The organism is Stenotrophomonas sp. 05N37 (genome assembly GCF_056397365.1).
Window position 1 is genome coordinate 823,654 of sequence record NZ_JBFTNG010000001.1, and the last position, 13,662, is coordinate 837,315.

Consider the following 13,662-nt stretch of genomic DNA (forward strand, 5'->3'; position numbering starts at 1 on the left):
GGCGCGCGTGTCGTGCTGTTGCGTCTGGCGATGCATCATCTGCTGATTCCTTCCCTCTCCGCCCTGCCCGCGGCTCACGCCGGCAGCTTGAAGTCGGCAACCGAGCGGCGCAGGTCGGCCGCCAGCTGTGCCAAATGACCGATCGACTCGGCGGTCTGTCCCGCGCCCTGCGAGGTCTGGCCGGTAATCTGACGGATCACGCCCATGGTGCGGGTGATGTCCGACGCGGCCGACGACTGCTGCTGGGCGGCGATCGAGATGTTCTTGATGAGGTTGTTGAGCGCGTTGGACACGCGCTCGATTTCGGTCAGTGCGGTACCGGCGTCCTCGGCCAGGCGCGCACCGGACACCACCTCGGCGGTGGTCTGCTCCATCGAGCTGACCGCCTCGTTGGTATCGGCCTGAATGGCCTGGACCAGGCCTTCGATGCGTCGGGTGGCGCCGGAGGTACGTTCTGCCAGGCGCTGCACTTCGTCGGCCACCACGGCGAAACCGCGACCGGCCTCACCGGCCGAGGCCGCCTGCACCGCGGCGTTCAACGCCAGGATGTTGGTCTGCTCGGAAATGTCGTTGATCAGTTCCACGATCGAGCCGATTTCCTGCGAGGACTCGCCCAGGCGCTTGATGCGCTTGGAGGTTTCCTGGATCTGGTCGCGGATCTGGTCCATGCCCTGGATGGTCTCGCGGACCACGCCGGCGCCCTCGGCGGCGATCACCACCGAGCGCTGTGCCACGTCGGCCGACTCGGCCGAGTTGCGCGACACCTGCTCGATGCTCGACGCGATTTCGCCGATGCGGTCCGACGCCGAGGTGATCTGGTTGGCCTGGTGGCCGGCCGCTTCGGCCAGCTGCATGGCCGTGGCCTGGGTTTCCTGGGTGGACAGCGCGACCTTGGCCGAGGTGTCGTTGATCGTGGTGACCAGGTGGCGCAGTTCGTCCACGGCGTAGTTGATGGCGTCGGCGATGGCGCCGGTCATGTCCTCGGTCACCGAGGCCTTGACCGTCAGGTCGCCTTCACCCAGCGAGCTGATTTCGTCCAGCAGCCGCATGATGGCCTGCTGGTTGCGGCTGTTGAACTCCACCTGGGTCTGGTAGCGCAGGTCCTGCTCGCGCGAGCGGCTGCGCACGGTGCTGCTGACGAAGCCGATGATGGCGATCAGCGACAGCGCGCCGGAGATCACGCCCAGCCAGAAGTTCGGGAACAGGCGGGTGTCGCGCACCGAACCGAACGAGGAGAAGGCTTCGAACAGCTTCTTGCTGTCGTCCAGCATCTTGGTCGAGCCACCGGTCAGCGCCGCCGCCGAGGACTGCGCGGAGAACAGCTGGCGCGAACTGGCCAGGATGGCGTCGGCGTCCTTTTTCATGGTGTCCCACTGCTTCTGGGACTGCTCCAGCGCGGCCAGGGCACCGGCGTTGCGGACCGGGGCGATGCCCAGCTCCTCGTTGCCGTTGCGCAGCGCATCCAGCACCTGGGTGAACACCACCGAGTCGCGTGCCAGCGCGTCGCCCGCGGCAGCGGCACTGCCGCCACCGGCGCGCATTTCGGTCACGCGGCGGGCCATCGAGCCCACCACCACGACCTGCTGCAGCGCGTTGTACACCTGCGAGGCCGGCGCACCGCCGGCCGACATCGCGCGCACCACTTCATTGAGCTGTGCCTGCAGTGCCGGCACGCCGTTGACGAAGTTGTTGGCGTTGCCGGCCAGGGCCAGCACCGCCGGCTCGCTGGCCACCAACTGGGCCGCGCTCTTGCCGAGCGGCTCCCAGGTCTGGCTGAGCTGGTTGAGCGGCCCGGACACGTTGGCTTCGGCGCCGTAGCGGCCCTGCAGGCTGCTCACCGTGCTCTCGATGCGGGTCTTGGTGTCCTTGAACGCGGTGAACGCCTGGGCGTTGCCCGAGACCGCCTCACGGCCCTGGTTGGCCAGCTGCTGTGACAGCACCTGCAGGTCGGCCGCGCCGGTACTGGCGCCGGCCAGGCGACTGCCCTGCCAGGTGGCCACGCCGGTATTGACGCCGAACACGATCATCGACAGGGCCAGCAGGCCCAGCCAGAAATTGGTTCCCACCGACCCGAGCTTGCCGGCCTTGGCGGATTCCGAAGCAGTACTCATCGTTCAACCTCGATCTTCAATGCGGTGAGACAGACCACAGCGCTCAGGCTGCGGCCTGCCTGAATTCGGGAGTACGCGACAACAGCGACAACGAGAACACGCCCCAGTCGTGGCCGTCGCCATGGAAGGCGCGGTCGATGAAATGGGCGTAGCGGCCGCTGGCGATGTCGCCGGCGACGATGTCCTGCTCCAGCTCGAAGCTGCGCTGGCCGAACAGTTCATCGATGGTCAGGGCGACGTCGCCGCCGGCCTGGCGCATGATCAGCACGCGCTGGCCTTCCTGCTGCACCGTGCGCTCGCCTTCCAGGAAGTACTTCAGGTCGACCACCGGGAACAGGTTGCCGCGCAGGTTGCCCACGCCCAGCAGCCACGGCTGGGCGCCGGGGACCGGGGTGATCGGCGGCATCGGTACGATTTCCACCACCTCGCGGAAATCCGAGACCAGCCGACGCTTGCCCACGCGGTAGCCGACGCCACGCCACAGGTCCTGCGCGAACTGCCGCTCGGGCAGCTGCACCGCATGGGCCAGGCTGCGCCGTTCGTAGGCTTCGAGGATGTCGAAAGGAGAACGCATCAGAGCACCAGCTCGTTGATCCGCGCGATCAGTTCCTCCTCGCGCGGCGGTTTGACGATGTAGTCGGCGGCCCCCTGGCGCAGCCCCCACGCCTTGTCGGTCTCCATCGCCTTGGTGCTGACGATGACCACCGGGATGTGCTTGATCGCCGCATCCCGGGCCATCGCGCGGGTGGCCTGGAAACCGCTCATGCCCGGAAGCACGACGTCCATCAGGACCAGCTGCGGCGACTGCTCGCGGACAAGCACCAGCCCGTCCTCGGCGTTGTCCGCTTCGAGAACCTCATGCCCGGCCTTGGTCAACCACTGCGTGAACACCGCACGGTCGGTCGGTGAATCCTCGATCAGAACGATTCGAGCCATTGTGCCTTTCCCCCCTGGTCAGGCGTTTACGTATGTGCGGATGGCACCCAGCAGTTCTTCACGCGTGAAAGGCTTGGTCAGGTACTGCTCCGAGCCCACGATGCGCCCGCGCGCCTTGTCGAACAGGCCGTCCTTGGAGGACAGCATGATCACCGGGGTCGACTTGAACAGCTGATTTCCCTTGATCAGCGCGCAGGTCTGATACCCGTCCAGACGCGGCATCATGATGTCCACGAAGATGATCTGGGGCTGTTGGTCGGCAATCTTGGCCAACGCCTCGAAACCATCGGTCGCGGTCACCACCTCGCAGCCTTCGCGCTTGAGCAGTGTTTCCGCGGTCCTGCGAATGGTCTTCGAATCATCGATGACCATGACCCTGAGCCCTGCGAGTTCCCCACCCGCAGCCATGTTTTCAGTCATTACCTTTCCCCGAGCGCGCGACGCTTCTGCTTTGGTCCGGCGCCGCTGCGAAAGCGTATCTATATCGCACTTCCGGCGCAGGCTTCAAGCGCCATCACTTCAGCCAAGCCGCAGCCGGGGCGGCGGCGGCGCCAACGGCCGGTTTTGCGCAAACCGGGGCGGTCGCCGGACACTGCGTTGCGCCGGTCCGGGGCAGGCAGGCGGGCGCGGTTGCGGCTACCATCATCGCCCTGCCTGCCAGGTTGCGACCATGCCGTTGAACGTCATCGTGGTGATGGACCCCATCGCCCACATCAAGATTGCCAAGGACACCACCTTCGCCATGCTGCTGGAAGCCCAGCGCCGCGGCCACGCCCTGCACTACGTCAGCCCCGGCGGGCTGGCCCTGCGCGACGGCCAGGCGGTGGCGCGGACGGCGCCGCTGCAGGTCCGCGAGGACAAGGCAGACTGGTTCACCCTGGGCGAGTTCAGCCAGACCGTGTTCGGCCCCGGCCAGGTCGTGCTGATGCGCAAGGACCCGCCGGTGGATGCCGAATTCATCTACGACACCCACGTCCTCAGCGTGGCCCAGCAGGCCGGTGCCCTGGTGGTCAACGACCCCCAGGGGCTGCGCGATTTCAACGAGAAGCTGGCCGCCCTGCTGTTCCCGCAGTGCTGTCCGCCGACCCTGGTCAGCCGCCGCAACGCCGACCTGAAGGCCTTCGTGCTCGAACACGGCCAGGCCGTGCTCAAGCCGCTGGACGGCATGGGCGGGCGTTCGATCTTCCGCAGCGGCACCGGTGACCCCAACCTCAACGTGATCCTGGAAACCCTGACCGACGGCGAGCGCACGCTGGCCCTGGCGCAGAAGTTCATCCCGGACATCACCGCCGGCGACAAGCGCATCCTGCTGGTGGATGGCGAACCGGTGGACTACTGCCTGGCGCGGATCCCGCAGGGCGACGAATTCCGCGGCAACCTGGCCGCCGGTGGCCGCGGCGAAGGACGCCCGCTGAGCGAGCGCGACCGCTGGATCGCCGCCCAGGTCGGGCCGGAGATGAAGCGCCGCGGCATGCGCTTCGTCGGCCTGGACGTGATCGGCGACTACCTGACCGAGGTCAACGTCACCAGCCCCACCTGCGTGCGTGAGCTGGATGCGCAGTTCGGGCTGAACATCGCCGGCACCCTGTTCGACGCGATCGAGGCCGGCCTGCCGCGATGAATGCGACGGTCGAGCCGCTGCTGCCGCTGCGGGCGCGCGAGTCGCAGCGCCTGGGCGCGACCCTTGCGCTGTCGCTGCTGGTGCATGCGCTGTTGATCCTGGGGGTGGGCTTCGCGGTCAGCGACAAGGCCGCGCTGGTGCCGACCCTGGACGTGATCTTCAGCCAGACCCAGACCCCGCTGACGCCCCGGCAGGCCGATTTCCTGGCCCAGGCCAACCAGCAGGGCGGCGGCGACCACGACAAGGCGCAGCGCCCGCGCGACAACCAGGCCGGGATCGTGCCGCAGCCGCAGGCCGGGCTGTCGCCGGTGCCGCAGCAGCGCCAGGACGCGGCCAGCCCGCCCCCGCCGCAGGCGCGGGTGGTGGCCAGCCGCAACAGCACCGAGCAGGTGGCCACTGCGCAGCCGCAGCCGCTGCCGGAGCACCCGCTCCCGGAGGCGCCATTGAATGCGCGCGAGCAGCGCGACGCGGAGATGGCCCGGCTTGCCGCCGAGGTCCACCTGCGCTCGGCGCAGTACGCCAAGCGGCCCAACCGCAAGTTCGTCTCGGCCAGTACCCGCGAGTACGCCTATGCCAACTACCTGCGCGCCTGGGTGGATCGCGCCGAGCGCGTGGGCAACCTCAACTATCCCGACGAGGCGCGCCAGCGCCGCCTGGGTGGTCAGGTGGTGATCACCGTCGGCGTGCGCCGCGACGGCAGCGTGGAAAGCGCGCGTATCCTGCGCAGCAGCGGCACGCCGCTGCTGGATGAGGCCGCGCTGCGCGTGGTGCGCCTGGCCCAGCCGTTCCCGCCCTTGCCCAAGACCGACGACGGCGTGGACATCCTGCAGGTCACCCGGACCTGGGCGTTCCTGCCCGGCGGCACGCTGCGCGACGACCGCTGACCGGCAGCACCGCCGGACGGCGCAGCCACGCATGGCGTGGCGCTACCGCTCGCGGCGCCATGCCCCGTGCAGCGACGCCATGCGTGGCTGTGGCTTTCCTAGGACTGCTGCTTCGCCGCCCGCGCCGCCTGCTGCTCGACCAGGGTCAAGGCCACGTTGTCGCGCAGGTACGCCGGCTCCACCCGCTCCGGGGCCATGCCCTCGCCTCGCGCGAAGGCCGGCACCGCCAGCGCCAGCACATCCGACGCATGCGGCAATGCCTGTGCGTTCACCCCGTCGAGCTGATCGGCCAGGCGATCGGCCAGCAGCCCGTCGGCCGCGCCGAAGCCGGTCCCCACGCCGAACCAGCGCGTGCCATCAGGCAACGTCACCGCCTCCGGTGCACACACGGTTTCCTCGCCCTGCAACCGCCACTGCCCGTCCACGCGGACCTGGCGGGCCACGTACACCTCGCCCATGCGCGCATCGATGCTGCTCAGCACGTGGTCGGCGTCGGCCGGGGCGCGCAACGCCAGCACCTGCAGCGTGGAGACCGCCACCAGCGGGCGGTCCAGGGCCAGCGCGATGCCCTGGGCGATCGCGATCGCCAGGCGTACACCGGTGAACGCGCCGGGGCCACGACTAAGCGCCACCGCATCCAGCTGCGAACGCGCCACGCCGGCCTCGGCCAGCAGCGCCTCGGCCCACGGCAGGCTCAACTCGGCATGCCGGCGCGGGGCGATCTCGAACCGCTCCAGCACCTGCCCATCCACGTGCAGGGCGACGGAACAGGCTTCGGTGGCGGTTTCAAAGGCGAGCAGTTTCATGGCGGTCAGAACAGGGAAGTGGGGAAGTCATCGGGGGCGGCAGCAGGCACGGGCACGGCAGCCGGCGCCGCTGCGGCAACCCGCGCCGGCGGTTCATCGGCAGGCGGCCATTGTGGCGCAAAGAAGCCGCGGACATCGTCCAGCGCGCGGGTGCGCCGGAACGGTGGCAGCGAGTCCAGGAAGATCCGGCCGTAGCTTCGGCTGAGCAGGCGCGGGTCGCACAGCACCAGCACGCCGCGGTCGGTCTCGCTGCGGATCAACCGCCCCACGCCCTGCTTGAGCGCGATCACCGCCTGCGGCAGTTGTTCATCGCGGAACGGATTGCCGCCGTCGCGGCGGATCGCGTCCAGCCGGGCCTCGAATACCGGGTCGTCCGGCGCGGCGAACGGCAGCTTGTCGATGACCACCACGCTGAGCGCATCGCCAACCACGTCCACGCCTTCGCGGAAACTGGCCGACCCCAACAGCACGCCGTTGCCGGACTCACGGAAGCGCTGCAGCAGCGTCCCGCGCGGGGCCTCGCCCTGCACGAACAGCGGCCAGGGCGCATCGCGCAGCGCCTCGGCGGCCTCGCGCAGCGCGCGGTGCGAGGCGAACAGCAGGAACGCGCGGCCCTGCGAGGCCTCCAGCACCGGCGTCAGCGCGCGGATCAACGCGGTGCCGAATCCGCGCGCGGCCGGGTCAGGCAGGTCGGTGGGCAGGTAGCACAAGGCCTGGGTCGCCCAGTCGAACGGGCTGGGCTGCAGCAGCGTGACCGGATCGTCCAGGCCCAGCCGCTGGGAAATATGTGCAAAGCCGCCGTCCACGGTCAGCGTGGCCGAGGTGAACACCCAGGCCGCCATCGAGCGCTGGCGGTGTTCGCGCAATGGCCCGGACACGTCCATCGGCGTGCGCTGGCAGCGGAAGCCGCGCGGGGTGAGTTCGTACCACAGCACGTCCGCCGCCGGCGGCGCCTGCTCGGGGTCGCTGTCGAAATCCAGCAGGGGCGCGTCATCGCCGAGCCAGCGCGACAACCGCGACACCGCTTCCATCGCGCGCGCATGGCAGGCATCCAGCCCCGGCGAGGCCTCGCGCACGCCGTTGAGCGCATCGCGCAGGGTCACCAGCGCGCTCATCGCCGCATCGAAGCCATCGCGCACCTGCGGCACCGCCAGCGCGCGCCACTGGGTACCGCGCGGGGGCAGCCCGTCCATGCCGGTGCGCAGGTCGCGCAGGACCTGCTCCAGCGTCGCCGCCGGGCCCTGCAGGGCCGCCTGCGCGCCGGCCACGCTGCGGCTTTCGGCCAGGCAGTCGCGGGCCAGTTCCTGCCACGGGCGCATGCCGAAGCCTTCGCCGAAGAAGTTGGCGGCCAGCTCGGGCAACTGGTGCGCCTCGTCGATCACGAACGCCTGCGCGCCCGGCAGGATTTCGCCGAAGCCCTCCTGCTTGAGCGCCAGGTCGGCCAGCAGCAGGTGGTGGTTGACCACCACCACGTCGGCGGCCTGCGCGCGCTGCCGCGCCTGCACCACGAAGCAGTCGTTCCAGAACGGGCACTCGGTTCCCAGGCAGTTGTCGACCGTGGAGGTCACCATCGGGTACAGCGGCGAGTCCTCGGGCAGCGCCTCCAGCTCGGCCATGTCGCCGAAACGGCTGCGCCCGGACCAGGCCAGGATGCGCTGGAACTGCGCCACCTGTTCGGGCGAACTGAAGCGCGGCTCGCCCCGCGCCTGCTGCAGCCGATAGCGGCACAGGTAGTTGGACCGGCCCTTCAGCAGCGCGCTGCTGTGGCCGACCCCGAGCGCGGCACGCACGCGTGGCAGGTCGCGATGGTAGAGCTGGTCCTGCAGCGCGCGGGTGCCGGTGGAGATGATCGTCTTCAATCCCGACAACAATGCCGGCACCAGGTAGGCGTAGGTCTTGCCGGTGCCGGTGCCGGCCTCGGCGAGCAGCACGTCGCGCTGGTCGAAGGCCTCGGCGATGGCCGCGGTCAGGCGCAGCTGGGCCGGTCGTGCGACGAAGGCATCCAGCTGGCTGGCGAGCGTACCGCCCTCGCTGAGGGCGTCGCGGCTGGCATGGGCAAGGCGGGACATGGACGGGGTCAATGCCGGCCAACGGCCGGCATGAGGTCAATACCGCTTGATCCCCGGCACCGTGCAGCCTTCCAGCTGCGCGTGCGCGGACACCGCGTTTTCCTTTTCGCCGCGGGCCAGTCGCGACTGCTCGATGGTGGCCCAGTGGCGGCGGCACAGCGGGCCGGTCCTGGAGCCCAGCTCCACGGCCTTGCGCGCCAGCGTTTCAGCGCGCGCCCAGTCGCCCTGCAGCAGCGCGATCTCGGCGCGCTCCTGCAGGATCGACGGATCGCCGTCGGACACCAGCAGCGCCTGGTTCAGCGCCTCGGCGGCACCGGCCAGGTCGTTGGCCTGGCGCTTGACCTGTGCGGTCATGCGCAGGTCTTCGATCTCGGCGTCGCGCAGTGGCTGTACGGCCAGTTCCTTGGCATCCGAGCCGGCGGCCACGGCCTCCACCGCGGCCATGCGCTGGGCCGGCGTGGTGGTGTCCACCGGCGCCTTCACCGGCGCGGCCGGGGTGACACAGGCCGCGAGGGACAGGCTCAGGGCGAGCACGGCGGTGGAACGGATCAGGGTTCGGGTGGTCATGCGGGCCGGCCTCGTTCCGGAATCATCGCGCGGGGGGAGTCGATGCAGCCGCCGGGGCCGGCTCGGCGGCCGGCTCGGGCTTCTTGTCCAGGCCGAACCAGCTGCGCCAGCCGCCGCCTTCGCTGCCAGCTTCGCCGCCCTCGCCTTCGGGCAGGGCGGCCGGCGGTGCGCAGGCGGCGAAGGCCGGCGCGTAACCGACCACGAACGGGAAGCGGCGCGCGCCGGGACACGCCTCGTCGGTGGAGGCGGTGCCGCTGGCCTCCACGTACTGCCAGTCCAGGCCCTTGTTGTTGACCTTCAGCGGCGCGCTCGGCAGGCGCTGGAAGATGCTCGACCAGACCCGCATCGAACCGGTGGCGCCATACAGCCCGGCCTGCTCGTTCTGGTCGTTGCCCATCCAGATCACCGCCAGGTGGTCGCCGGTGTAGCCGGCATACCAGCTGTCACGCCCATCGTTGGTGGTACCGGTCTTGCCGGCCGGCTGCAGGCGGCCGAGGCCGTCGGCGTTCAGGCGCTGCGCGGTGCCGCTGGCCACCACCTGCTGCAGGCCGATGCTGATCAGGTTGGCGGCGATCGAGTCGCCTTCCTGCGCCGGCGCCGGGCTCTTGTCGTAGCGCTTCATGAGCTTGCCCTGCGGATCGAGCACGCCGCGCACCGCATGCAGCGGCTGGATCTCGCCGCCGGAGGCCAGGAACTGGTACAGCTGGGCCATCGCATACGGGCTCTGGTCGGTCGAGCCGAGGATCACCGCCGGATTCGGGTCGGCTTTGATCCCGGCCAGCACGTGGATGAGCTGGGTCACCCGCTCCGGGCCCACCTGCATGCCCACCCGGACCGTGGCCTGGTTGTAGGAATGGGCCAGCGCATCGATCAACCGCACCGTGCCATGGCTGCGGTTGTCGGCGTTGCCGGGCGACCAGTTGCGGCCGCGCCCCAGCTGCACCGTCACCGGCGAATCGTCCACCCAGGTGGCCAGCGAGTAGCGATCCGGCTGGGCCAGCGCCAGCAGGTACACGAACGGCTTGAGCAGCGAGCCGACCGGGCGCTGGGCCTCGATGGCGCGGTTGAAGCCCGGCTCGGCCACGTCGCGGCTGCCGACCACGGCGAGCACGTCGCCGTTGTGCACGTCGGTGAGCACCATCCCGGCCTGCAGCTCGGGGCGCTTCTTGCTCTCCAGCGACTTGATCGTCTTGGTGACCGCGCCTTCGGCATAGGCCTGCGCCGACGGTGCCATGCCGGTCATCACGCTCAGGCCGGCGCCCTGCAGCACCGATTCGGGGTAGTCATGGCCGAGCTGGCGACGCACCAGGTCCACGTAGGCCGGGAAGCGATTGGCCGCGATCAGGCCCGGCGTCTTGGGCACGCCCAGCGGCGCCTTCAGCGCGCGCTGGTACTCGGCGTCGTCGATCAGCTGGCTCTCGTGCAGCTTGCCCAGCACGAAGTTGCGGCGGTCCAGCGCGCGCTCGGGATTGCGCCGCGGGTCGTAGTAGGACGGGCCCTTGACCAGGCCGATCAGCAGCGCCACGTGCTCGGTATTGAGCGAGGACAGGTCGCGCCCGAACCAGAACTCGGCGCCGGAGGACATGCCGTGGATGGCCTGGCTGCCACGCTGGCCCAGGTACACCTGGTTGAGGTACGCCTCCAGGATGGTGCGCTTGTCGTAGCGCGCCTCCATGATCAGCGCGTACAGCACCTCGTTGAACTTGCGGGTGACCGTCTGTTCCTTGCCGATGCCGAGCAGGCCGCTGCGGGCCAGCTGCTGGGTGAGCGTGGAGGCGCCCTGGCGGCTCTGGCCGCCGGAACGCACGGTCACCCAGATCGCGCGGGCGATGCCGCTCAGGTCGATGCCGTGGTGGCGGTTGAAGTCCTTGTCCTCCACCGCCTGCAGGCCGGTGACCAGCAGCTCGGGGGTCTCCTCGATGCGCACCAGCCGCCGTTCTTCCTGCTTCTGGCCGTACAGCGTGGCGATGCGCGCCGGATCCAGGCGCGTGGCCTTGAGCGCCTTGCGGCTGTCGGCATCGCGCAGCGAGGCGATCTGGCCACCGGACAGGCTCAGTTCGACCCGACGCGGGGCGATCCGGCCATCGACGTCGTTGTAGCCGCGGCTGGAAATGACGAAGCGGCCACCGTCCTGGCTGAAGGTGCCGGCCGACTTGCCGATGGCGTCATCGCGATAGGCGGCGGCGGCCAGCTCGGTCTTCAACGTGGCCGCGTCCATCGCCACCCCCGGTGCCAGCGCAAGCGGTCGCGCGTACACCCGGGTGGGGATCTGCCAGCGCAGCTCGCCGAAGCGCTGGGTGACCTGTTTGTTCAGGTAGACGGTATAGGGGATCAGGAAACCCAGGGCCAGCGCGACTGCCGCCATGCCCCAGGTAATCAACCGTCGCCGCCACAGCGGGCCACGGCTTTCGGTGTCGTCTTCGAACTCGTCGATGTCGTCGGAATCGTAGCGTCGGGGCACGGGGATGCGAGAATGGGAGATTATGAATTCCGGCGAGTCTAACGCAGCCACCGCAAGCGGCGCGTTCTCACGGGTTCCCCCGCTTAAGCTGGAGTTGCAACGGGATGTCGATGTCCTTGGCCGATGCACGCTACTTCCTGAACCGAATGGTCGGTCTGTTCCACCGCAGCCTGGCCAGCCTGCGTACCCGCGGCTGGCGCGCCACCTGGCAGCGCATCCGCGTGCATACCCAGACCCTGCCGCCGCCGCGCCGCGCGCCGCTGTACCTGCCTGCCGCCGAACCCTTCGCCCCGTTCACGCTGCCGGCCAGTGCCGCGCCGGTGGTGAGCATCGTCATCCCGGTCTACAACCAGGCCGCGCACACCCTGGCCTGCCTGCGGGCGCTGGCCGCGCACCCGCCGCAGGTGCCCTGCGAAATCCTGGTGGTGGACGACGGCAGCAGCGACCAGACCGCCACGTGGATGCCCCAGGTCCAGGGGCTGCGCTATGTCGTGCGCGAGCGCAACGGCGGTTTCATCGAGGCCTGCAATGACGGCGTCGCGCGCTCGCTGGGCCGTTACGTCGTGCTGCTCAACAACGACACCGTGCCCCAGCCCGGCTGGCTGGATGCGCTGCTGGCCACCTTCACCGCCGTGCCCCGCGCCGGCCTGGTCGGCGCCCAGCTGCTGTATCCGGACGGGCGCCTGCAGGAAGCCGGCGGCGTGGTCTTCCAGGATGGCAGCGGCTGGAGCTACGGCCGCTTCGAATCGGCCGAAGACCCGCGCTACAGCGCCCTGCGCGATGCCGACTACTGCTCCGGTGCGGCGCTGATGATCCCGCGCGCGCTGTGGGACACGCTGGGCGGCTTCGACACCCGCTACCGCCCGGCCTACTACGAAGACACCGACCTGGCCTTCGCGGTGCGCGCCGCCGGCTATCGCGTGCTGGTGCAACCGGCCAGCCGCGTGGTGCACGACGAAGGCACCAGCAACGGCACCGATACCGGCAGCGGGGTCAAGGCCTACCAGGTCCGCAACCAGGGCGTGTTCGCCGCCAAATGGGCGCAGGCGCTGCGTGCGCAGCCGCCCGTGGGCAGCGTGCCCTCGCCCGCCCTGCTGCACCGCCACCAGCGCCAGGTGCTGATCCTGGACGAGGCGATGCCACAGCCGGACCGCGATTCCGGCTCGCTGCGCCAGTACAACCTGATCCGCATGCTGGTCGACGGCGGTGCCCACGTGGTGTTCGTGCCGACCCGGCGCGAACACGCCGGCGCGGCCACCGAGGCCCTGCAGCAGCTGGGCGTGGAGGTATGGCATGCGCCGTTCCTGCAGGGCATCGGCCCGTGGCTGCGCGAGCATGGCCCGCGCTTTGCGGTGGTGATGATGGTGCGCCACCACGTGGCCAGTGAATGCCTGCCGCTGCTGCGCAGCTATGCCCCGCAGGCGCGCACGGTGTTCGACACGGTCGACCTGCACTACCTGCGCGAACGACGCGGCGCCGAACTGGCCGGCAACGCCGGGCTGCTGCGCGATGCCGAACGCACCCGCGCGCGCGAGCTGGCGGTGATGGCCGCCACCGATGTGACCGTGCTGGTCAGCGCGGCCGAGCGCGAGCAGCTGCGGATCGACGCCCCCGGGGTGACCGTCGAACTCATCTCCAACCTGCATGAAGTGGCCGCGGGTGGCGAAGACTGGGCCCATCGCCACGACCTGGTGTTCGTCGGCGGCTTCCGCCACCCGCCGAACGTGGACGCCATGCAGTGGTTCATCGGCGAGGTGTTCGCACGCATCCGCGCGCAGTTGCCCGAGGTCCGCTTCCACTGCATCGGCGCGGACGTGCCCGATGCGCTGCGCGCGTTGGCCGCCACCCAGCCCGGGGTGGAGATCCACGGGTTCGTACCGGTGGTGACGCCCTACATGGACCAGGTCCGCATCGCGGTGGCCCCGCTGCGCTTCGGCGCCGGGGTCAAGGGCAAGGTCAACCTGAGCATGGCCCACGGGCAGCCGGTGGTCGCCACCACCTGCGCCGTGGAAGGCATGCACCTGCAGGACGGCCAGGACGTGCTGGTGGCCGACGACGCGGAAGCATTCGCCGCCGCCGTGGTGCGCCTGTACCAGGACCCGGTGCTCTGGCAACAGCTGTCCAGCGCCGGGCGGCGCAACGTGGCCGACCATTTCTCGCTGGATGCCGCGCGCGACACCGTACAGCGGGTGTTCCTGGGCTGAGAC

11 protein-coding genes are annotated in these 13,662 nt (G+C 69.9%); 3 read left to right on the forward strand and 8 right to left on the reverse strand.

Annotation, left to right across the window (positions count from 1 at the left end):
• Positions 1-74 precede the first annotated feature (74 nt).
• From AC1DGC_RS03645 to pilG, 4 genes are read right to left on the reverse strand one after another with little or no spacing between them, the layout of a single operon-like run.
• A complete protein-coding gene (locus AC1DGC_RS03645; protein ID WP_259206284.1) occupies positions 75-2,111 on the reverse strand; it encodes a methyl-accepting chemotaxis protein in 2,037 nt (678 codons plus the stop codon).
• 43 nt (positions 2,112-2,154) lie between these two features.
• Complete coding sequence (locus AC1DGC_RS03650; protein WP_259206286.1) at positions 2,155-2,685, reverse strand: chemotaxis protein CheW; 531 nt, start codon at positions 2,683-2,685, stop codon at positions 2,155-2,157.
• Positions 2,685-3,047, reverse strand: a complete 363-nt coding sequence (locus AC1DGC_RS03655; RefSeq protein ID WP_394161106.1) for a response regulator transcription factor — start codon at positions 3,045-3,047, stop codon at positions 2,685-2,687. The genes AC1DGC_RS03650 and AC1DGC_RS03655 overlap by 1 nt, the downstream gene beginning before the upstream one ends.
• A gap of 18 nt (positions 3,048-3,065) precedes the next feature.
• Positions 3,066-3,467 (reverse strand): twitching motility response regulator PilG, encoded by a 402-nt coding sequence (pilG, locus tag AC1DGC_RS03660; RefSeq protein ID WP_017356958.1) that lies wholly within the window; start codon positions 3,465-3,467, stop codon positions 3,066-3,068.
• A gap of 250 nt (positions 3,468-3,717) precedes the next feature.
• Here pilG and gshB point away from each other — a divergent pair, with 250 nt between their 5' ends.
• The gene (gshB, locus tag AC1DGC_RS03665; protein WP_259206289.1) at positions 3,718-4,668 is read left to right on the forward strand and encodes a glutathione synthase; all 951 of its coding nucleotides are present in this window, start codon (positions 3,718-3,720) and stop codon (positions 4,666-4,668) included.
• The gene (locus tag AC1DGC_RS03670) at positions 4,665-5,552 is read left to right on the forward strand and encodes an energy transducer TonB family protein (RefSeq protein WP_259206290.1); all 888 of its coding nucleotides are present in this window, start codon (positions 4,665-4,667) and stop codon (positions 5,550-5,552) included. Before gshB ends, AC1DGC_RS03670 begins: the two co-directional genes overlap by 4 nt.
• Before the next feature lie 98 nt (positions 5,553-5,650).
• Here AC1DGC_RS03670 and tsaB read toward each other — a convergent pair whose 3' ends face one another.
• The 4 genes from tsaB to mrcB are packed head-to-tail and all read right to left on the reverse strand — an operon-like array spanning position 5,651 to position 11,455.
• Complete coding sequence (tsaB, locus tag AC1DGC_RS03675) at positions 5,651-6,358, reverse strand: tRNA (adenosine(37)-N6)-threonylcarbamoyltransferase complex dimerization subunit type 1 TsaB (protein WP_478047232.1); 708 nt, start codon at positions 6,356-6,358, stop codon at positions 5,651-5,653.
• Between the two features lie 5 nt (positions 6,359-6,363).
• Positions 6,364-8,427: a DNA repair helicase YoaA gene (locus AC1DGC_RS03680; RefSeq protein WP_394161109.1), complete on the reverse strand. Its 2,064-nt coding sequence runs from the start codon at positions 8,425-8,427 to the stop codon at positions 6,364-6,366.
• 36 nt (positions 8,428-8,463) lie between these two features.
• Positions 8,464-8,994 carry a tetratricopeptide repeat protein gene (locus AC1DGC_RS03685; RefSeq protein WP_478047233.1) on the reverse strand — a complete coding sequence of 177 codons (531 nt, stop codon included), beginning with the start codon at positions 8,992-8,994 and terminating at the stop codon, positions 8,464-8,466.
• 22 nt (positions 8,995-9,016) lie between these two features.
• A complete protein-coding gene (mrcB, locus tag AC1DGC_RS03690; protein ID WP_259206297.1) occupies positions 9,017-11,455 on the reverse strand; it encodes a penicillin-binding protein 1B in 2,439 nt (812 codons plus the stop codon).
• A 104-nt stretch (positions 11,456-11,559) separates the two neighbouring features.
• Between mrcB and AC1DGC_RS03695 the strand changes: the two genes are divergently transcribed.
• The gene (locus AC1DGC_RS03695; protein ID WP_478047234.1) at positions 11,560-13,659 is read left to right on the forward strand and encodes a glycosyltransferase; all 2,100 of its coding nucleotides are present in this window, start codon (positions 11,560-11,562) and stop codon (positions 13,657-13,659) included.
• Positions 13,660-13,662: the final 3 nt, after the last annotated feature.

Bases quoted from the DNA above. Each gene is read 5' to 3' on its own strand.
- AC1DGC_RS03695 (WP_478047234.1), top strand. From the start codon at position 11,560: ATGTCGATGTCCTTGGCCGATGCACGCTACTTCCTGAACCGAATGGTC.
- AC1DGC_RS03650 (WP_259206286.1), bottom strand. From the start codon at position 2,685: ATGCGTTCTCCTTTCGACATCCTCGAAGCCTACGAACGGCGCAGCCTG.
- AC1DGC_RS03670 (WP_259206290.1), top strand. From the start codon at position 4,665: ATGAATGCGACGGTCGAGCCGCTGCTGCCGCTGCGGGCGCGCGAGTCG.
- gshB (WP_259206289.1), top strand. From the start codon at position 3,718: ATGCCGTTGAACGTCATCGTGGTGATGGACCCCATCGCCCACATCAAG.
- tsaB (WP_478047232.1), bottom strand. From the start codon at position 6,358: ATGAAACTGCTCGCCTTTGAAACCGCCACCGAAGCCTGTTCCGTCGCC.
- AC1DGC_RS03655 (WP_394161106.1), bottom strand. From the start codon at position 3,047: ATGGCTCGAATCGTTCTGATCGAGGATTCACCGACCGACCGTGCGGTG.
- AC1DGC_RS03680 (WP_394161109.1), bottom strand. From the start codon at position 8,427: ATGTCCCGCCTTGCCCATGCCAGCCGCGACGCCCTCAGCGAGGGCGGT.
- AC1DGC_RS03645 (WP_259206284.1), bottom strand. From the start codon at position 2,111: ATGAGTACTGCTTCGGAATCCGCCAAGGCCGGCAAGCTCGGGTCGGTG.
- pilG (WP_017356958.1), bottom strand. From the start codon at position 3,467: ATGACTGAAAACATGGCTGCGGGTGGGGAACTCGCAGGGCTCAGGGTC.
- AC1DGC_RS03685 (WP_478047233.1), bottom strand. From the start codon at position 8,994: ATGACCACCCGAACCCTGATCCGTTCCACCGCCGTGCTCGCCCTGAGC.